The 20,016-nt window shown below is 45.1% G+C and carries 15 protein-coding genes; 2 read left to right on the top strand and 13 right to left on the bottom strand.

The window, feature by feature from the left end:
• Positions 1-86 precede the first annotated feature (86 nt).
• The 13 genes from K339_RS0110290 to K339_RS0110230 form a co-directional block, all read right to left on the bottom strand.
• A complete protein-coding gene (locus K339_RS0110290; RefSeq protein ID WP_028523500.1) occupies positions 87-2,528 on the bottom strand; it encodes an ABC transporter permease in 2,442 nt (813 codons plus the stop codon).
• Positions 2,529-2,531: 3 nt separating this feature from the next.
• Positions 2,532-4,874 carry an ABC transporter permease gene (locus K339_RS0110285; protein WP_028523499.1) on the bottom strand — a complete coding sequence of 781 codons (2,343 nt, stop codon included), beginning with the start codon at positions 4,872-4,874 and terminating at the stop codon, positions 2,532-2,534.
• 246 nt (positions 4,875-5,120) lie between these two features.
• On the bottom strand, positions 5,121-5,345 hold the full coding sequence (locus tag K339_RS0110280) for a Kazal-type serine protease inhibitor family protein (RefSeq protein ID WP_028523498.1): 225 nt from the start codon (positions 5,343-5,345) through the stop codon (positions 5,121-5,123).
• A 64-nt stretch (positions 5,346-5,409) separates the two neighbouring features.
• Complete coding sequence (locus K339_RS0110275; RefSeq protein WP_028523497.1) at positions 5,410-7,773, bottom strand: ABC transporter permease; 2,364 nt, start codon at positions 7,771-7,773, stop codon at positions 5,410-5,412.
• A gap of 183 nt (positions 7,774-7,956) precedes the next feature.
• Positions 7,957-10,419, bottom strand: a complete 2,463-nt coding sequence (locus K339_RS0110270; RefSeq protein ID WP_028523496.1) for an ABC transporter permease — start codon at positions 10,417-10,419, stop codon at positions 7,957-7,959.
• Between the two features lie 4 nt (positions 10,420-10,423).
• Positions 10,424-12,838 carry an ABC transporter permease gene (locus K339_RS0110265; RefSeq protein ID WP_028523495.1) on the bottom strand — a complete coding sequence of 805 codons (2,415 nt, stop codon included), beginning with the start codon at positions 12,836-12,838 and terminating at the stop codon, positions 10,424-10,426.
• Positions 12,839-12,869: 31 nt separating this feature from the next.
• Positions 12,870-13,163 (bottom strand): hypothetical protein, encoded by a 294-nt coding sequence (locus K339_RS0110260; protein ID WP_028523494.1) that lies wholly within the window; start codon positions 13,161-13,163, stop codon positions 12,870-12,872.
• 4 nt (positions 13,164-13,167) lie between these two features.
• Positions 13,168-13,470, bottom strand: a complete 303-nt coding sequence (locus K339_RS0110255) for a hypothetical protein (RefSeq protein WP_028523493.1) — start codon at positions 13,468-13,470, stop codon at positions 13,168-13,170.
• 260 nt (positions 13,471-13,730) lie between these two features.
• Complete coding sequence (locus K339_RS0110250; protein WP_028523492.1) at positions 13,731-14,573, bottom strand: DUF4097 family beta strand repeat-containing protein; 843 nt, start codon at positions 14,571-14,573, stop codon at positions 13,731-13,733.
• 4 nt (positions 14,574-14,577) lie between these two features.
• On the bottom strand, positions 14,578-15,447 hold the full coding sequence (locus tag K339_RS0110245; RefSeq protein ID WP_028523491.1) for a DUF4097 family beta strand repeat-containing protein: 870 nt from the start codon (positions 15,445-15,447) through the stop codon (positions 14,578-14,580).
• A gap of 24 nt (positions 15,448-15,471) precedes the next feature.
• Positions 15,472-16,290 carry a HEAT repeat domain-containing protein gene (locus K339_RS0110240; protein WP_028523490.1) on the bottom strand — a complete coding sequence of 273 codons (819 nt, stop codon included), beginning with the start codon at positions 16,288-16,290 and terminating at the stop codon, positions 15,472-15,474.
• Entirely contained in the window at positions 16,280-16,828 is a 549-nt protein-coding gene (locus tag K339_RS0110235; protein ID WP_037300114.1) for an RNA polymerase sigma factor, read from the bottom strand. The genes K339_RS0110240 and K339_RS0110235 overlap by 11 nt, the downstream gene beginning before the upstream one ends.
• Before the next feature lie 133 nt (positions 16,829-16,961).
• On the bottom strand, positions 16,962-18,503 hold the full coding sequence (locus tag K339_RS0110230; protein ID WP_028523488.1) for a serine hydrolase domain-containing protein: 1,542 nt from the start codon (positions 18,501-18,503) through the stop codon (positions 16,962-16,964).
• Positions 18,504-18,748: 245 nt separating this feature from the next.
• Between K339_RS0110230 and K339_RS0110225 the strand changes: the two genes are divergently transcribed.
• Complete coding sequence (locus tag K339_RS0110225; RefSeq protein ID WP_028523487.1) at positions 18,749-19,267, top strand: GFO_1088 family ECF-type sigma factor; 519 nt, start codon at positions 18,749-18,751, stop codon at positions 19,265-19,267.
• On the top strand, positions 19,251-20,009 hold the full coding sequence (locus tag K339_RS0110220) for a HEAT repeat domain-containing protein (protein ID WP_028523486.1): 759 nt from the start codon (positions 19,251-19,253) through the stop codon (positions 20,007-20,009). The genes K339_RS0110225 and K339_RS0110220 overlap by 17 nt, the downstream gene beginning before the upstream one ends.
• Positions 20,010-20,016: the final 7 nt, after the last annotated feature.

Raw genomic sequence — 20,016 nt, 5'->3', positions numbered from 1 at the left:
TCGTTGCAATGCAACGATGGTGCGGTATTAGATGCGGTATTGCAATGGTAGAGACGTTGCATGCAACGTCTCTACACGACGTCGATTTATTCCGATTTCAACGATTTTACAGGATTTACCAAGGCGGCTTTGATACTTTGCGAACCAACCGTCACCAATGCAATACAGAGCGTGGCCAATCCTGCCACCACAAACATCCACCAACTTACTTCGATGCGGTACGCAAAGTGTTGTAACCAGTTGTTCATGACAAAATAAGTAATCGGACAAGCAATGAGGTTGGCCAAGAAAATCCATCCAAGAAAAGGTTTTGAAACAGTAAAAAGAAGCTCCGTCAACGACGCGCCTAACACCTTACGAATCCCAATTTCTTTCGTTTTTTGTTCCGCGATGAGCACGGCTAAACCAAATAGGCCCAAACAAGCAATAAAAATCGCCAATGCCGAAAACAAGGTCGCGATGATGTTCACTTTTCGTTCGGTTTCGTAAAGGCGTTCCAGATTTTCATCCACAAAACCATAACGACAGGTTTCTCCTTTGGCAAATCGCTTCCATGTTTTTTCCAAATGAGCCAAAGCCGCCGCAGGATTTCCCCCGCGAAGTCGCAGTGTCAGAAGACTACTCGCCTGCCGAACAGCACTCAAATGAAACGCCAACGGACGAATTTCGCGGTGCAGCGATTCGTAGTTAAAATCCTTGACCACCCCCACAATGGTAAATGTCTCTCTTTCATTTTTGTCATTGATGACCGTCAATGTTTTATTGAGCACCGAACGCGTAGGTAACTCCCTGAGAGCTGACTCATTAATGATAATCGCCGAACTATCGGTAGGAAAATCGTCAGAGAAAAACCGACCCTCTTTTAATTGTAATCCGAAAGTGGTGAAAAAATCGGTGTCAATATCCAATACTTGAAATAGGACAGGGTCGGTTGTCGCTTTTTTATCAAATAGGAAACCTTGCCCAGGAATTCCAGACGAAAACATCAGGGAACTATTGGCCACAGCTTCGATGTGCGGATTCTTTAGGAGTTCTTGTTTAAACGCGGGTATTTGCTTGCCAAGCGCATTGGCATTATCAATCGACAATAAATGTTCTTTAGCAAAACCTAAATTTTGTTCTTGAATATGGTTAAGTTGGCTTTTAACCACAATCATCCCAATAATCAACGCCGCCGAAATCGAAAATTGAACTACTACCAACGCACTCCGAAATCCGATTTTACGCTTTAGGGTTGTTTTTAGAAATATATCAATCGGTTTAAACGATGACAAGAAAAATGCAGGATAACTTCCCGCCAATCCTCCTACAATCAACGTGAAAAGAACCAGCCCAGGAATGATATAGACGTTGTCTGCCAAGCCCAATGATAATTGTCGATTTGTTAATTGATTGAACTGAGGCAAAGCCAGTTGCAGAAAGACCAACGCCAAACCTACCGCAAAAAAAGCAATCAGTATCGACTCGGCAAAAAATTGCTGCATAATAGCGCTGCGATTGGAGCCAAGCGTCTTTTTGATACCTACTTCTTTGGCTCGTTTTTCCGACCGTGCCGTCGAAAGATTCATAAAATTGATAACTGCAATCAGCAAGATGAACAACGCCACCACTCCAAAAATATAGACATACGTACTATCTCCAATCTCCACTGCCCCCCATTCCGTATTGCTGTCGATGCCGTAGTCTGTTTTGGAGTACAAATAAATAGAAGTCAGCGGTTGGGCTTTAAATTCATAGGCATTTCCACGCGCCAAAAAGTGAGCAAACGGAATCCCCAAAAGCTTTTCGGCTTGCGGTTTTACGTAACTAGAAACAAGCTGCTTTAACTTAGCCTCAAACTGTGGCGCACTGACTCCTTCTTTCAACAAAACATAGGTAGTATAATCAAGCCCAAGCCAATAATCGTTGTTTATTTCTTTGGAATAGGTGGCCATCGAGAGCAAAAAATCACAGCGGAAATGCGATTTTTTAGGAAAATCTTTCATAACTCCCGTCACCAAATACGAAGAGTTACCGTCCACCTGTAGCGTTTTCCCAACGGGATTTTCCGTCCCAAAATACTTGGCCGCTGCGGTTTCTGTCAAAACTACTTGGTTGGGGCCACTCAATGCCGTTTTAGCATCTCCATAAACGAACGGGAAAGAAAACAGGGAAAAATAAGTCGAATCGGCGGTATAGATTGCCCCCTCGCGGAAGGTTTTATCGTTATACCTCAGCACGTGTTGTCCAAAATACCCAATGCGGGTATAAGATACTACTTCGGGAATGTCTTTGAGCAAAGCTGCTCCCAACGGCGGTGCCGACTTGGCATTGTTGGTTTCCTGTCCGTTTATATCCGAATGAACGTACACGCGATACAGTCGATTGGCATTTGTATGAAACGTATCATAGTTTAATTCGTCAAGAACAAACAACGACAACGTCAGAAAACATACAATTCCGAGTGCCAACCCAAGGATGTTGAGTGCCGAGAATAGTTTGTTGGCTTTCAGGCTACGCCAAGCAATTTTGAGGTAATTTCGTACCATAAATTATTCGGATTTTAACGATTTTACAGGATTTACCAAGGCGGCTTTGACCGATTGAAAGCTAATGGTGACCAACGCAATGACGATGGCAATCAGGCTTACCCACACAAACGTCCACCCACTGATGGTAATGTGATAAGCAAACGACTCCAACCAGCGATTTAAGGCATAGTAAGCCAACGGTGAGGCAATCACAATGGCCAAGGCCACCAATTTTAAAAAGTCTTTGGACAAAAGCGTTAAAATACCCACCACAGATGCCCCCAACACTTTTCGGATGCCAATTTCTTTGGTGCGTAGTTCGGTCGAAAAAGTGACCAAACTAAACAACCCCAAGCACGACACAAAAATCGTGAGGAACGCAAAGGCATTGAACAACGTCATCGTCAGGCGGTCTTTCTGGTATTCTTTTTCGAGGGTATTATCCAAAAATGAATACTCAAACGGCTCAAAAGGATAGTGCTTTTGCCAAACGGCTCGGAGCAAAGGCAGTTGTTCGGGGCTGGTTTTGAGCATCAGCGTATTGGGTGGGTTATCGTTCCAAACCATCGCTAAGGGCTCTACCAAATTGTGCAACGATTTAAAATGGAAGTTTTTGACCACCCCAATCACCGTTCCTTTTTTATTTACTCCTTCTATTGGTTGCCCAATCGGCTGTTTCCAACCGCTCATTTTTACAAAAGCCTCATTGACAATAAAACCGCTTCGTTTGTCCGAAGGATGGGCAGACGAAAAATTGCGGCCTTGTGCTAATGTAAGTTCAAGCGTGGGAAGATAATGATCATCAACAAAAAGGAACAGGGTCATCACCTCTCTTGCTTTGCCATTGACAGTAAAATCGGTCGAAGCCAACGACGCAGGTTCAAACCCAGAACCCGCCGTGATGTTGGAAATAGTGGGATATTTTTTCAAACTAGCCGCCAGCGCGTACCCTTTCATCTGAGACAGCGAATCGGCGGGGAGTTGTATCGTCAATACCTTATTTTTGTTAAAACCCAACGAATGGTTTTGCAAGAAATCCATTTGTTTGTACATCACCAACACGCCCGCAATCATCCCAACGGCCAGCATAAACTGAAAAACGGTGATTGTTTGCCGCAGTTGAAAACCGCCACTCGTTTGATGAACCCCTCCGCGCAGCGCCTCCGCAGGACGAAAAGCCGAGAGCACAAAAGCAGGGTACAACCCTCCGAGCAAGGTGGTGATAACCAGCCCAACGGCCGCCCATATCCCCAGTTCAATACCCGTAATTTGAAATTGAGTTTGGAGCAAATCGTTCATCAAAGGAATCGCAATCTGCAAAAGCACCAGGCCAATCACGACCGAGAAACTACTAATCAGCAGTGATTCAAACAAAAACTGCCAAATCAATTGAGAACGCAAAGCCCCGTTGGCTTTCCTGACGCCCACTTCTTTGGCGCGTTCGGTCGCTCGAGCCGTCAGAAGGCTGATGTAATTGAGTAAGGCAATGACTAAAACAAACACGGCCAAAAAAGAAAATAAATACCCGTATTGTTTGTTGCCTTTGGGGGTGTCTTCCAACTTGCCTTGGCTGTAATGGACGTCGGTCAGCGCCTCCGCTCGAAACTCCAGCGAATAGTCTTCCGAATCCATTTTCGTCAATTCTGGCTGAATGTAACGCCGACTGATGTTGGCCATTTTTTTCTCAAAAGCGGCGTTATCGGGCATTCCACGGAATAAAACAAACGTGTAAGCAGAAAGGTCGTTGAGCCAAGAGCTTCCCTTGTCAAAATCGTGAGAAAGAAGTGCTTTGATTTTTAAATCGGTATTGGTCGGTAACTCCGCCATCACACCCGTAATTTGATAAGGCTGCTTGTTGATTTGTACGGTTTTTCCCAAAACATCGGTAGTACCAAAGTATTTTTTGGCCAATGTCTCCGTAAGTACAACGGTTTGGGGCTGGGTCAGGGCTTGACGGGCATCTCCTGCTACCAACGGAAAGGTAAACACGTCAAAAACCGAGGCATCGGCATAATACACGTCTGACTCGTTGTATAATTTAGTGCCTTGGCTAAACGTAGCAGCCATCGACTGAAACCGAACGGCTTTTTCTATTTCAGGATAGTTTCGGTTCAAAAAAGGAGCCAAGATATTAGGCGTATTGGCCAGCTCCATCGGGGCTTCGGGGGTCTTTAAATGAGACGTAACCCGCACAATCCGCTGGGCTTTTTGGTGAAAAACGTCGTAGCTTAACTCATGACGAACATAAATTGCCATCAAAGCACAAGCGGCTAGTCCTATCGACAGCCCAACGATGTTAATGCTTCCGTACAGTGCATGACGTCTGAGGCTACGAAGGGCAATTTTGAAGAAATTGAAAATCATACGTTAGACAGGGAAGAAAGGGTGGTTGATAGAAAATGCAGAAAAGTGCCGTTGTTGCGACACTTTTCTGTCCTATTTTCTTTACTGTACTTAAAATGAATGAAAGGCTGTATGAATGTTGTTATTTGTTCTTCCAAAGCTATGCCAGCCACATAACCAATTAAATAACAATCAATTACAAGTCCATAAAAACAAAAAAGTGTCCGAATGTGGACACTTTTCGTACGGGAGTGGACAATGAGATAGTTAATCTTTTTTACCGCATTCACCTTTGGTATAATTGGTAATACCGACGCTCGCCGCCGCACAGGCGTTGCCGTAGGTCTTGCCGTTGCATCCACAGACGGGGTCGTACTGCATCGTACAAATCATGCCGTTATTTGGCTTTTCGACACACTCACTTGCTATTTCTTCTTTTTGGCACCCTACCAATCCTGCAAGCACCAGCGCCACAAATATTGATTTTTTCATCGGTATGACTGTTTATTTGGAGTTATGACGCTTTTCGGCACAAAAAGGTTGGAACAAATCATCACTATTCGGTTCGGAGAGATTCGACGGGATTGACCAACGCCGCTCTGGTAGCGTAGTAAGCGATTGCCCCAATGGCCACCACCAGTACAATGCCAAAGAATAAGCCCATCAAACCAATATTTAGTCCTGCATAGAAGGTGAACATCTTATTCATAAACATATTTTCGACCAACCCAATCGGCAAGGCAACCACCGCCGCGATAAATAACAGTTTCAAAAAGCTCCACGACAAAATCCGAACGATTTCCCACACACTCGCGCCCATCACTTTACGAACGCCAATTTCTTTGTAGCGTTTTTCGGTGCTGTAAGTCACCATACCCAACAAGCCTAGCAACGCAATCACAAAGATAATGACCGACGCCAAGCCCATCATTTTCATGTCTTCGGCGGGATAATAGCGGTCGTACAGTTCTTTTTCGTACCACGAATACCCCAATTCTTTATAAGGGCTGTATTTTTTCCAAAGGGCTTTCATGTCGGCCAAAAACGCTTCTTGGTTGGCTTGTGGGTTTATTTTTACCGACACCATCGAAAACTGCGCAGGATTGTAATGAAATACCAACGTCTCTTTCTGGTATTGGTAATGAAAATGGCAAAAATCTTTGACTACCCCCACCACTTGCAAGGGAGTTGTTCCATTGATAAACACCTGTTGTCCAATGGCTTCTCGTGGCGTACCGAGCCGCAAACGCCGCACCCCCGTTTCGTTGAGCAGCACAAAATGCCCCGCCGAATCGTTTAGGGCAACGGGCAAATTTTGTCCCGCTACCAGCGTTAGCTTCATATTTTCAATAAAATTTTTGTCCACCGAGTAATAATACGTCGGCACATTTGCATCTTTTTCGTGCACCTTGATGACTTGCTGCGACGGTACACTTCCAAAAGGCATCGACACAAGACCTACTTTCTCCACGTCTTTGTGTTTGCTGATTTCGTCCTTCAACAATCGGTAATTCTGATCGGCCAGCGATAGGTTAAAAATTCCTTTTCGGTTGAAGTTATCGTTTTCAGTCGCCATGTAGCTGAACTGGTTGTACATGTGGCCAATCATAAACATAAAGCCCAGCGTTGCCACAAACTGAATTACAATCAGGGTTTTACGAAAATTGACTTTCCCAAAAGAAACGGGGCCTAAAACGCCTTTTAGCACCAGCGCTGGCTGAAATTTTGATAAAATCAGGGCAGGCAATGCCCCTGCCAAAATGCCCACTAGCAACGTAAAGGCCACAAAAACGCCACCAATCAAGGTGCTGTTTTCGACCTCCCAAGTCAGCCATTGCACATATACGTATTGTTTCATCAAATACAGCAACACCAACCCAACCCCAAAGGCAAAAAATGCGATGATGACGGCTTCGCAAATAAACTGAAACACCAACTGCAACCGAATAGCACCCATTACTTTACGAACCCCCACTTCTTTGGAACGGCTCAATGACCGCGCCAACGTCAGGTTGGTGTAATTGAACCCTGCCAACAGCAAAATCATCAACGGAATCCCAAAATTGAAGTAAATATCCTGCATGGAATCTACGTACGGGTTATAGCGCAATTCCTCTACGCTTGGCGATATATCGGCCAATGCTTGTTTACGAAATACATTGCTCTTTTTGGCTGCCACAAGATTAATGTTGGTCTTTTTGGCCACCGCCCCCAGTGCCACCTCCAAAGCGTTGGGCGCTGCATTGGGCTGGAGCCGCACAAACGTATGGGTTTCGTAGGTGCCCCACGAAGCGGTTTGTTTGGCGTCAGGGCGTTTTTTGTCAAATGTCGCCATCGATACCATCACATCACTTCGGAACTGGGTTTGCTTTTTGAAGGGTTTTAATACGCCCGTCACGGTCATGGCGCCGTAGGTAGCGTGCACCAATGTTTGCCCGATGGGATTGGCCTTGTCAAAAAACTTTTTAGCACCCTCTTCGCTCAATATCAAAGTATTGGGCGCAACGGGCACACTTCCTTTGGCCAACGTAAAACCAAATACCTCAAAGAAAGTAGGCTCAACGTACAACGTGTTGACCTGCAGCGATTTAAAAGGCGTGTTGAGTTCCCAACCAAAATCTCGTACCACTTTGGTCGCTTTTTCGATGTGGGTGTAGTTGTTTTTTAATTCATCCGACAACAAATAAGGCGATGACGCATACTTCGTAACGGTTCCGTCTCGGGTGACTTCGTTGGTTAAGATTCGGTAAATGCGGTCGGAATGAGGGTGAAAATTATCAAACTCAAACGTGCTTTGAAGGTGTATCAAGGCCAAAAGGGCAAACGGAATGGCAAGCCCCAGCCCCATGATGTTGATGAACGAAAAAAGTTTGTTTTTCCAGAGATTCCGAAAAGCTATTTTGAGGTAGTTCTGTAACATATTAAGGTTGTTTAGCTATTCTTGTCACAATGATTTTTAAATCGCGCACTAGCCGTCGTATCGCGGTTGTGAGCAACCGCTTGCACCGTGAGAGCGGTTGCTCACAACCGCGACGTGTTCGTTACTCAAAACCGATTTGGAGATAAAACACATCGACGAATAACTCCCTATTGGGGTAAGGAGCTATTCAGATTTCAATGCTTTTACGGGATTTGTTAAAGCCGTTTTAAACGACTGGTACCCTACGGTCAAAAGCGCAATCAATAAGGCCGCTGCCCCCGTTGCCACAAACATGCCCCAACCAATGTCAATCCGATACGCAAAATCGGCTAACCATCTGTCTATCAAATAATACCCAATGGGCGAAGCAATCAGGAGCGCTATCGCCACAAGTTTCAAAAAATCTTTGGATAAAAGAGCCGTTACCGAAAAAACCGAAGCGCCCAACGCTTTCCGAATACCGATTTCTTTGGTGCGCTGCTCCGACATAAACAAAGCCAAGGCAAACAATCCCAAACAACCAATAAACAAAGCCAACCCCGTAAAAACCATGATAATAGAAGCCGTGTGTTGTTCGGAACGGTATAAATTGGCAAACGACGCATCCAAGAAATCGTACTCAAAAGGCACGTTAGGAATCGCCCGTTTCCACATGTCAGTGGCTTTCTGAATCGTAGCCTTTTCGGTTCCTAGCTGTAGGCGAACGGCGAGGTAAGAACCCCACGTTCGGTACGTTTTTGATGACTCGTGAAAAAGCGCCGTCGGGTCTATCACCGTCCGCACCGACCCCAAATGAAAATCTCGCATGACGCCTATCACCTGAAAACGCTGGTTTGCATTGCCTGGGTACCGCATCCATTTTCCAATGGGGTTTTTCCAACCAATGGCTTTCACCGCCGTTTCGTTCAGAATCACCGACGCCGAGTCGGCAGGGCTATTGGGGCGAAAGTTGCGTCCTGCAATGATTTCTAGTTTTAAGGTAGGCACAAAATGCTCGTCGGTCATAAACGAACTTATGGGTAAGTTTTGAACCACGGCATTGGCTTGTTCGCCCTGTTCGGGTTCGTAAAAATCACCAAAACTCCCCAACGAAGGCAAAAAGGTAGAATGAGTAGCTTCGGTGACTTCGGGGAGCTGTTTGAGTTGTTGACGAAACACCTCCCGCTCCGACAGATTGGCAAAATGTCGCCCGTTTTTGATAATCAACACATTTTCTTTTTCCATTCCGAGTTTGGAATGTTGGCCAAAATAAAGCTGACGGTACATGGCCGTCACGCCCAACATGAGCACAATCGCCACCGAAAACTGAAGCACCACCAAGCCGCTCCGCACCAAGCTAAAACCGCCGTTGGCACTACCCGTCGATTTCTTCATGCTATCGGTGGTTTTGAAACGCGACAGGTACAACGCAGGGTACAAACCTGCGACCAAACCTGTTATGATTGGCAACGCCACGATAATGCGCATCACCTCCATAGAAAAGAGCGCATCGGGCGTAAAGGCAATTTGGGTCAATTGGTTAAACAAGGGCAATACACTCCATGTGGCTACCGCTGCCAATAAAAATGCCACACCACTCAGCAGCGAAGACTCAACCAAAAATTGTCCTACCAAGCTGCCTTTTGAAGAACCCAAGGCTTTACGAACCCCGACTTCTTTGACACGTTTCATAGACCGCGCCGTCGATAGATTGATAAAGTTGACACAGGCCAACAACAAAATGATAAGCCCACCAAGGGCAAGCATCCGAACTTGGTTTCCGTCACCTATCGTAGTGAGGCGACTTGATAACTGCGGATAACCCAAGTGAAGTTTTGTCAACGGCAACAACCGAATATCGTATCGGTCGCCGCGTTTGAGTTGTTCTTCAAAATTCTGCCCTACCCGCTGAAAAGCCGAAGGCGCGTGTTTGCGCACCATGGCAGGTAGCTTGGTTTCAAGGGCGGTAATGTTGGTTTCGGTCAACGGTTGACGAAATTTCACCCACGTATCCACCTGTAGCCATATCCAGCTCCACATAAAGTTTTCAACCACCCGAAAATCTTTGATGGGAGCCAAAAAACCAAAGTTAAGCGAAGCGTTTGTGGGCAGATCTTTGACGACTCCCGTTACCTTAAACAAGCGATCGTTAAGCGAAAGCGATTTCCCCATGGCCTGCGTTGTTCCGAAGTACTTTTGTGCCATTTTTTCGGTCAAAACAAGGCTTAACGGCGCATTGAGTGCATTTTTATCGCCTTGTACCATCGAAAATTCAAACAACGACAAAAAGGTAGAATCAACGGCCAACGCATTGGATTCACTAAAAACGATGCTTTCCGCCCCTTCGCTTTGACGAATTAGGACATCGCCTAGCGCAAACGTCCGTGCCGTCATTTCGACTTCTGGGTATTCGGCCAAACGCATTCCCAATGGCGGTGGCGTGTTGGTGGTTACGCCTTCGGTATCGCCCATTTTCAAGTCCAACGCCGCCGCTGCAATGCGGTTGGCAGGTGGCAAAAAAGTGTCGTATTGTTTTTCGTGAAAATAGTAGGTCGCCAAAAGCCAACACGCTACCATCCCAATGGTCAATCCAACGACATTGACCAGCGTATAAAACGGCTGTCGAACCGCGTTTCTAAAAGCCAGCTTTAAATAGTTGGTTATCATAAGATTATTCCGTTTTTAAACTTTTGACGGGGTTAGAAAGGGCCGCTCCAATGGCTTGAATACTCACCGTCGCAAAGGCGATACCCACCGCAATGAGACCAGTTACGACAAAAATCCACCAGTAAATTGGAGTTCGGTAGGCAAAATCAGCAAGCCAAGCATCCATAGCCCACCACGCCAACGGCGACGCAATGACGATGGCAATGGTCACCATTTTGAGGAAGTCAATCGACAATAACAGCGTAATACTACCCACCGACGCTCCCAACACTTTGCGGATACCCACTTCTTTGGTACGTTGCGAAATCACCATAATGGCAATGGCAAATAACCCCATGCACGAAAGCAAAATCGCCAACGTAGCCGCACTAAAAAACATTTGTGCCATGCGGGATTCGCTTTTGTATTGGTTTTCAGCATTTTCATCCAAAAACGACCCTTGAAATTCCGATTTTGGGGCGATTTCGTGGTAGGTTTTCTTCAACAAAGCGATGGTTTCTTCGGTATGGTCAGGGGCAATTTTTATGAACAAATAATTCAACCCAAAGCCATTCATGAAGAATGTAACGGGTTCTATTTCGCGGTGAAGTGATTCAAAATGAAAGTCTTTGACCACTCCTATGACTTTTTCCTTACTCTCCGTATTGAGGATAACGCCTAGTGGATTTTTGACGCCCAATTGTTTGGCCATCGTTTCGTTGATAACCACCGAGTTGACGGTATCGGTAGGATATGCTTCCGAGAAATCGCGGCCATCTATCAATTTTAAGCCCAACGTTTTCACGTAGTCGTAGTCGGCAGTACGCATGTTGGTCTGAATGGTACGGCCATTTTGTTCAAACCCTAACATTGATTTAGAAAAAGACCCGTCTAACCCGCGTCCCAAATTGACATCACAGCCCGTCATGCTATAAATGCGCGGCTGCCCCGCCAAACGGTTCCGAAAATGCTGCAACAAGCGCTTGCCAGACACCTCATTCCCAATCGGAATGCTATATACTTCGGACGTACTGAAACCCAGTGGTTTGTCGCGCAAAAATTTAATTTGAGTCCACACAATCATCGTACACGCAATGAGCAACACGGCCATAGCAAACTGAAACACGATGAGCGAATTACGAATTCCCCCCGAACGGCTACTGAGTTTGATTTTACCTTTCAGTACTTCAATCGTATTAAAGCGGGTAACGGCCCACGCAGGATAGCCGCCCGCAATGAGCGTAATAAAGGCAAAACAACCCAACATGGCTACCAGCAAGATGGGCTCGGTCATGGTTTTGAGCGTGATGCTGGTTTTAAAAATCGCGTTATATTGGGTATTCAGCAAATACGCAATCGCGATACCAAGCCCAAAGGCAAACACACAAATGATAAATGCTTCACCCCAAAATTGACCTACAATTTGGGTTTTAAGCGCTCCAAGGGCTTTGCGCATTCCTACTTCTTTGGCCCGCCCGAACGATTTTGCGATGGACAAATTGACAAAATTGATGGCCGCAATTAGTAAAATCACGATGCCCACAATCAACAACACATACGGGAAGAACTTGTTGATGGCGCGGCCTCGTCCTCCTACTTTGGTGTCAAAATGCGTATCCGACAACTTCATAATTCGGTTACTCATTACCTCGCCGCGTTCGTCTATTTTTGCACCTTCTTTTTTAAGCTGCTCGATGCTGCCTTTGTAATATTTGGCCGTAAAAGCCTTTAACCCTTTCTCAAATGTATCTGGATTGGTTCCTTCTGCCAATTGGATGTACAACGCATTTTGGCTTGCATCCCAGCGATCTTTGTTGTTGTTATACTCGCCTAGGTTCTCCATCCGCACCAACATTTCGTTGGAAATACTGGTATTCTCTGGGCCTTTTTCAAGGATACCACTTACCACAAACGCATGAGGTAGATTGTCATAAATCAAGGTAACGGTTTTTCCCAAGGCGGGTTGTTCCCCAAAAATACTTTTGGCCACATCCTCCCGCAACACCACGTTGCTCAACTCGCTCAATGCCTTATTGGGATCTCCTTGGAGCAATTGATACCCAAACATTTTGAGATAATCTTCATCCGTGAACGCCATGCCTTTGTTAATAAGTTTGTCATCTTTTAACACTTGACCTGGACTTGTCACGATGCGTGTGGCAGCTTTTACCTGTGGGTAATCGGATTTGAGGGCAGTCCGCATCGGTAGCGGCATGGTATTGCCGTATTTGGTTTCTTCGGCATTGTTGATTTTGTCATAAACCCGATAAATATCTCCCTTTTTTTCATGAAACATATCGTAGGTGAGCATGTCGTAGGTAGTCAAAAACAACAAACTACTAACGCCAAACGCTACTGACATTCCAATGAGGTTGATGAACAAATAGGTTTTGTTCTTCCACAAGTTTCTAAGGGCAATTTTTAGGTAATTTTTAAGCATGGCTTACTGAGATATGTGTTTTTTTACGTCACTATTTTTGGAGAAACAACGCGTGTTGCCTTTCTAAATCTTCTTTTTTGACAAAGGTAATAGGCACAAATTCGTCCGTAGGAGCTCCTATGTAATACAATGACCAATCGTGGTCATACGATGAAAGAATATGCCGCAGGCAGTCGGCACGGTCAACGCTGGGCAGGCCGCATTCATCCCAATAAAACAATTCTACACGGTAATGCAGGGCTTGCTTTTGACCATTGATAGTTACCTCAATTTCAATGTCTTGCTTCCCTAGCTGGGTCGGAATCGGAATTGCAATGTGTGCCATGTCGTTAAGGATTTAGAAGTGAATACAAAAAAGGTGAAAGTAGAATCAGTTCTTTTTTCCTGACAAAAGTCACTTGTATCGACTTGTCGGTAGGTAATCCGATGTAATACAGCGACCAATTTTGGTCATACGTTGAAATAATGTGGTTCAAGCAATCGGCACGGTTGGCGGGAGGCACCCCGTATTCATCCCAATAAAACGACTCGACCCGATAGTGCAAAGCCTGCCGTTGCCCATTGATGCTGACCTGTACATCAATGTCTTGTCGTTCAAGGTTCGACGGAATCGGTATAGCGATATGTGCCATAGGGGAAATACTGTTTCATGTCTTAATCTACAGCACGGGGCAATACTTATGCCACGATTCTATTTTGCTAAAAATCAAAAAGTTATGTAAATGTATGAACGCAAAAATGTCCGTAAATGGACGATTTTTCGTTCACTTACGGACAGGAGTTTTTTTTGTTAATCGTATTTCTGCGACCATATAAGACACATAAGAGATTATAAGCTAGCTAGGCTCTCAGCAACTTATATGCTCTTATATGTCTTATATGGTTCAAAAAACTACTTCGCTTTGCGGATATAAATATTACCGTGCATGTTTTTCATCATCACTTCGCTACCGCCACCGTTGACCTTGCCTTGAATCCAGTCGTCGATGCTTACTTTGTACATGCCGTCTTTGGTGACTTTGTTGGATTTTGGCTCGCTTTTGTCGGCATCCACGTCAAAATCGCTGTAAATCTCGCCACGGTCAGATTTGAGTTTTACGTTAAACTTCGCCGAAGGTGGGAACGTCACGTCGATGCGACCGTTGAGCGAGGTAAAAGCCATCGGAGTATCGGAGGTCACGCTTTTGAAATTGGCTTTCACTTCGCCATTGACCGTCGTAGCTACCGCCGAACCCGACACGTTGGTGAGGGTAATGGCGCCGTTCACGTTGTTCACCTCCAACGTCCCCGTTACATTTTCAACCACAATATCCCCTTGATTGATGGTGCCTACTTGCAGCGAAAACTGCTGAGGAACCTTGATGGATAGCTCCACTGGGCGCTTCATCAAATTGGAGGTCACCTTTACGTGGTTATTGCGTTCTTCGGCGGTGAGTTCAATCCCCCCACGGCTTGTCAATTTTTTCATGCCCGTAGCCAGTTCATCGTTTTTGCCTTCGGTTTTCTTGCCGTTGTAGGCTTCAACTGTGGCGTCGATGATGACGTCTTTGCCCGAATGTCCCGTAATTTTGATGGAACCGCTGATAATTTTTAGCTGCAAACTACCTGGCTTAGAAGGGTCTGAAAGTGGAACGACCAATTGTTCCTTGATTTCTCCTTGGGCGAAGGTCGGTGTTGCGAGGTTCATGGCTGCAAGTGCAACCACCGCAAAAATGGTTTTGATACTGGTTTTCATACAATTATGATTGTTTCTTGATATAAATATTTCCGTTAAATGTTTCAAAGCGGAACAGCTTTCCGCCGTTTCCAATCCGAACCGATGTTTCGGTATTAAGCTTATAGACCGTGGTTTTATCGCCTCGTTGTTCCTGATTTTTTACCACTTTCACGGGTAAGGTTTCTACATTGTCAAAGTCGGTGTAAAATTCACCTCGGAAGCTTTTAAACTCGCAGTCGGCCGACAATGCAGCGGGGTAACTGATACGGATATCGCCGTTGAGGGTTTTGTACGAAGACTGGCCTGGCGGAATAGCCGTGTAGTTGGCGTCCACGTTGCCGTTGACGGTTCGTAACTTAGTCGCGCCTTTGACATTTTTCAACGTAATGGCACCATTTACGTTTCCAACCTCCAGCATCCCTGTCACGTCGCTCACCAGTACGTCCCCACCGTTGACGGTCGATACGTGCAGGTTCATCGAATAAGGCACTTTCACCTTAAAATCCAAATTGTAGCGGTATTCGATGTGCCGATTGTTGTTGCGGTCGTTCCAGCTACGGTTAGGGCGCGAATCAAACGGTTCGATGATGTAGGCCATCACAGTATCCGCTTTTTGTTCCAATACAAACTTAAATTCTGCTTTTCCTTGCTCCAAAATTTCGCTGGTTTTGCCCGAAATGGTTTTGTCCACGTCGATGATTACCTTATCACCAGAATACCCTTCAACTTTGATGGAACCGCTGATGTTGTAAATGGTCAAGGTGCTACTGGCCGCATTTTGTGGCAAAGTAAACTCTTTGGTTGTGTGTTCTTTAAATTCTTGATTTTGAGCGGAAGAATGGGCACAAGAGAGCACCACTCCCACTAACAAGGGGAGAATGATTTGTTTCATGGCTATACAGATTGGATGGTTAAATTATGATAAGTCTTTGATGGTTTGTTGAAGTTTGCTTTTCACCAAATCGTTTAAGTCATCGCGGCGAAGCATTTGTTTGAAGGCTTTAATAGAGCGTTTTTCTTGGAGTTTTACCATCACGTCGGCCAGCGCCACTTGTACCAAAGGTGATTCTTGTTTTGTCAACGACAGCACCAACCCTTGCCGAACGTCGGGGTCATGGGCCAGTTCGGCCAATGCCTCCAGCGTTACGAGGCGCACGTTTACGTTCGGGTCGTTGTTGAGCGTTGTGAAGAGCGCTTGTACTACTTTGTCGTCCACATCCGTAATTTCTTTGGTATAACTCACCGCTTTCAGGCGCTCGCTGGCCGATGGATTGTCAATCAGCGAAAGCATCATCATCTGACGCATTTCTTGCACTTCTTTGGTGAGGGTGTCCATTTTTTCTTGATACGCTACTTCTTTGGGACGCATCAGAAAATACCCGCCCAGCACGCCCACACTCATCAAACACACACTATAAGCCACCCGCAAGGCCAAACGAGGCGTCCAGAGTTGTTGTATTTTCTCAAAAACCTCCTTCCACTGACTCCGACTCGATGGGGCTTCGGTTTGTTTATAGGTTTCAAGCATGGCATAAAACCCTTCGCGCATTTGCTCGGTGTTGGCTTTGGGTGCGGGGACTTTTCCCATGAGCTGCCACAGTTGGCGGTCGGCTTCAAACGCGGCTTTGCACTCGGCGCACTCTTTCAAATGAATATGTATGGCTGTTTGTTCGGACTCCGTTAGTTCGTTGGTCAGCCAGCCCGTTAGCCGTTCTTTTGCTTGTTCACAGTTCATGAGCTTTGCTTCCTTTTTCTGATGTCAAAAAATTCTTTTTCAATTCTCCCAGCGCTCGGTGTACCCGTACTTTCACTGCGCCTTCGGTAATGTTCAGAATACGCGCAATTTCTTCGTATTTTAATTCTTGGTATCGGCTCAAAACCAACACTTCGCGGTGATCGGGACTAAGCCGCGCCATGGCTTGTTGCAAGGCATCCAATTCTTGTTCTTTTTCCAGTTGTTCATCGGCGGCGATTCCTCCTCCAAGGCGATCCGACAAGTCGGCAATATCGTAGGCGCGTCCGCCCCAGCGTTCTTGTTGACGAAACGAATCATTCAAAATATTCCGCGCCAAATGATACATCCACGTTCTGAACTCTCCGTCGCCGTTAAACGTATGTCGGTACTTGAGCATTCGGTAAAATACATTTTGTACCAAATCTTCGCAAGCGTGGGCTTGCCCCGTCATGTGGTATAAAAAAGCGAATAACGGCCGATGGTAGCGCTCAAAGAGCAGTCCCATCTTGTCCAAATCTCCCGCTTTTACTTTAAGCATGAGTGCGTTATCCGATAGTGTATTCAAGCGATGATGGCTGTTTGTAGGTGATTTGTACGTGGAAACTCCTGAAGTGAAAGAAGGTTACAGGAAAATTTTATTTTTTTTCTAAAAAGGTTAGACTTCTGCGAAGTCATTCCTTTTGTTCCAATAATCTCTTCAATGCCCGTTTTCCATCCTCATTCTTGGGTGATAATACGATGGACTTTTGATACATGGCAATGGCCGCTTCTTTCTTGCCGCTTTGGGCCAACGCCTGCGCGTAACTGTCGTAAGTATTACCGCTTTTTGGATAAAGCAACGTATTAATTTTAAATACTTCCAATGACAATTCATGATGATTGGGGAAGGGAGCTTTGAGCAAATCATAACCTAAGCGATTCATTTCCAGCTCATCCACGTGATAATTTGCACTATCATTCTTTAATTGATTAAACATAGCGGCGGCGGCGTCAATGCCTTTTGTGACCAACACCTCCCCATAGCGCTTTGCCAATGATTGAGTGAGCCGAACGGGTAAAGGTGGACTTCCGTTCAACATGTTGGAAATAGAAACCATGACTTGTATCGGATTATTGTCAGTGTTGTCATAAAAGATAATAGTCTGTTTTTTAGTGAGGTTTCGATGCAGAAAAGTAGTGAGACCAACAATACGCCCATCGTGAAAAATAGATGTATCCACGGGTTGTGTCTTGCTTGTATATACATTCCAACCGAAGCCATAGGAACGCGTGCTGCTGCCCATGCGAAACGGCTTTCCATCATTCAAGGTAACGGGCGTAAAGGCAGCATCCATCAATGCCAAAGGGATAAGCTTACCCACGGCAAAAGCTTTATCAAAACTCCATAAATCTTCTAAAGTACTTACTATATTGTTAGGGCCTATCAAGCTGCCTAAATGATAGTATGTATAGTGTTTCACAGGATTCAGCGAATCAACGTTGTGGTACGTCGGGCTATAAAAATTGGGCAAAGAATAACGCAATGTATTCACCATGCCAGCTTCTCGAACATACGTTTTGTTCATCCCAGCGGGCGTGAAAACATTCTTTTTCATATAGGCAGCAAAAGAGGTTTGACTTATCTTCTCCACCAACATAGCCAACAAGAAATAATTAGCATTATTATATTGCCAGCGACTTCCCTCAGTAAAGTTCAACGGTTTTTTCAAGGTGAGTAGATGTTCGTATGCTTTCTGATTACTAATAATCTCATTTGGATGTGCTTTAATATATTCATCTTCGTACTGTTCTACCACAGGAATGCCCGAGGTTTGAGTTAATAAGTGGCGAATTGTAATACCTGAGTATAAAAAAGTGGGAAAATAGGTAACAAAAGTATCTTCTAGTCTTAGCTTTCCTTTTTGTACTAATTGTAGCACAGCAATGGCCGTAAAAGGTTTGGCTAAAGAAGCCAAGTTAAAATGAGTAGTATCGGTATTGGGAATGCCACGCCCAAAATCAGCATATCCTACTGATTTTTTATAAATAACTTTTCCCTCTTCGGCTACCAAAACACTGCCATTGAATAAATGATGCGTGGCCAGTGATGTTATAAAAGAATCTATGCGGGCTACTTTTTTACTCATAAGAGTTTCATTCTGAGCAAAGCCGAAGCGAACAGTAATCAAAAGCAATAAAACCTGACGGATAATGAAAATGATTTTCTTTTTCATACAAAATAATAGAGAATGGTTTTGGAAAATTTGTATGTGGAAACTTCTGTTACCGAAGAAGGTTACAGATCCACCTCAACTTCTTTGAGTTTCAGGTTAAACGCATTTAAAACACATAGAGCACACTAGAATAGACACATAGAAAACATAGCTATGTAGTCACCCACAACATTTTGCAGATAAATTCAAAAAAAGTTACCAATCACTTGTAATGTTTTTTCGGCTCGCTCGTCTATGCTTTTGAAATGGAACTCAAAGCGTTTACCCAACTCATCCTCCCGACGCAAGGCCGCCTTTTTAGGTTGGCCAAGTTGTTTCTTCACAACCGCGAAGAAGCCGAGGATACGTTGCAAGAAGTATTGATGAAGCTTTGGTCCCATCGTCAACAGTTAGAATCGTACCAAAACGTAGAAGCGTTTGCCGTACAAATGACCCGCAACCTCTGCCTCGACAAGCTCAAATCAAAAGAATGGCAAAGTCGCGCAGGGGAAGCCAATTGGGAAGACGTAGAAGAGCAGAAAGTATCGCCCTACCAGCAGGTGGAGCTATCAGACAGCGCGGCGCTGATGCGCAAACTGATAGACGAATTACCCGAAACGGCCAAGCTGATTCTGCATTTGCGCGACGTAGAGGAGTACTCTTTTGAGGAAATAGAGCAAGTAACGGGGATGAACGTCAACCACATTCGGGTAGTGTTGTCGCGAGCGCGGAAAGAGGTACGGGATAAGTTTTTAAAAATTCAGGCGTATGAATCTGGACATTGAACAATTGATAGAAAAATATTACGAAGGCGAAACAACCTTGGAAGAAGAGCAACAATTACGCGCTTTCTTTTTGAGCGAAAATGTTCCTGCTCACCTAGAAAACGAGGCCAAGCAGTTTCGGTATTTTGCCCAAACGCGCAAAGAACAGCCTTCGGCGGGAGTGAGTTATCGCGCGGTGACACAACTTAGCAAACGAAGCAAGGTGCGCTCGTTGAACTCGTGGGGCTTACGAATCGCCGCCAGTCTGACTTTGTTGGTGGTAGGTTTTGGGGCGGGGATTTGGTACACGCACCGCCAAGGAGGGCTTTTGGAAGAAAATAGCCAAGTGGCTGAAATGAAAAAAACCTTACAAGCTCCTGAGCAAACGTCGGCGAGTGAACGCATTTTGGCCGTCAATCAGAGTTACGAATTGGCGCAAGGCGACGAAGAAATTACGCAGATTTTGCTCAATACCATGAATTTTGACGAAAACGTCAACGTCCGTCTCGCGGCTTGCCAAGCGCTGCAACGCTTTGAAAATGAGCCGATGGTGCGCGAAGGGCTGATTCAATCATTAAAAATTCAAACCGACCCGAGTATCCAATTGGCGCTCATCGAGGCATTGGTACTGATGAAAGAAAAACGAGCGGCCTCCGAAATGCTCCGTTTGGCGCAAAATCAAAAAGTACTGGAAATTGTACGCCTCAAAGCCGAAGAAGGGGTTTTCCACCTAAAACAAGAAAAACAAACGAATAATACCTAACAATTAA

This window comes from Runella limosa DSM 17973, from assembly GCF_000482465.1.
Lineage (GTDB): Bacteria > Bacteroidota > Bacteroidia > Cytophagales > Spirosomataceae > Runella > Runella limosa.
Note: the sequence above shows the minus strand (reverse complement) of the source record. Positions and strands in the feature narration are given on the sequence as shown.

Coding starts and splice junctions, on each gene's coding strand:
- K339_RS0110290 (WP_028523500.1), bottom strand. CDS start 2,528: ATGGTACGAAATTACCTCAAAATTGCTTGGCGTAGCCTGAAAGCCAAC.
- K339_RS0110285 (WP_028523499.1), bottom strand. CDS start 4,874: ATGATTTTCAATTTCTTCAAAATTGCCCTTCGTAGCCTCAGACGTCAT.
- K339_RS0110280 (WP_028523498.1), bottom strand. CDS start 5,345: ATGAAAAAATCAATATTTGTGGCGCTGGTGCTTGCAGGATTGGTAGGG.
- K339_RS0110275 (WP_028523497.1), bottom strand. CDS start 7,773: ATGTTACAGAACTACCTCAAAATAGCTTTTCGGAATCTCTGGAAAAAC.
- K339_RS0110270 (WP_028523496.1), bottom strand. CDS start 10,419: ATGATAACCAACTATTTAAAGCTGGCTTTTAGAAACGCGGTTCGACAG.
- K339_RS0110265 (WP_028523495.1), bottom strand. CDS start 12,838: ATGCTTAAAAATTACCTAAAAATTGCCCTTAGAAACTTGTGGAAGAAC.
- K339_RS0110260 (WP_028523494.1), bottom strand. CDS start 13,163: ATGGCACACATTGCAATTCCGATTCCGACCCAGCTAGGGAAGCAAGAC.
- K339_RS0110255 (WP_028523493.1), bottom strand. CDS start 13,470: ATGGCACATATCGCTATACCGATTCCGTCGAACCTTGAACGACAAGAC.
- K339_RS0110250 (WP_028523492.1), bottom strand. CDS start 14,573: ATGAAAACCAGTATCAAAACCATTTTTGCGGTGGTTGCACTTGCAGCC.
- K339_RS0110245 (WP_028523491.1), bottom strand. CDS start 15,447: ATGAAACAAATCATTCTCCCCTTGTTAGTGGGAGTGGTGCTCTCTTGT.
- K339_RS0110240 (WP_028523490.1), bottom strand. CDS start 16,290: ATGAACTGTGAACAAGCAAAAGAACGGCTAACGGGCTGGCTGACCAAC.
- K339_RS0110235 (WP_037300114.1), bottom strand. CDS start 16,828: ATGCTTAAAGTAAAAGCGGGAGATTTGGACAAGATGGGACTGCTCTTT.
- K339_RS0110230 (WP_028523488.1), bottom strand. CDS start 18,503: ATGAAAAAGAAAATCATTTTCATTATCCGTCAGGTTTTATTGCTTTTG.
- K339_RS0110225 (WP_028523487.1), top strand. CDS start 18,749: ATGGAACTCAAAGCGTTTACCCAACTCATCCTCCCGACGCAAGGCCGC.
- K339_RS0110220 (WP_028523486.1), top strand. CDS start 19,251: ATGAATCTGGACATTGAACAATTGATAGAAAAATATTACGAAGGCGAA.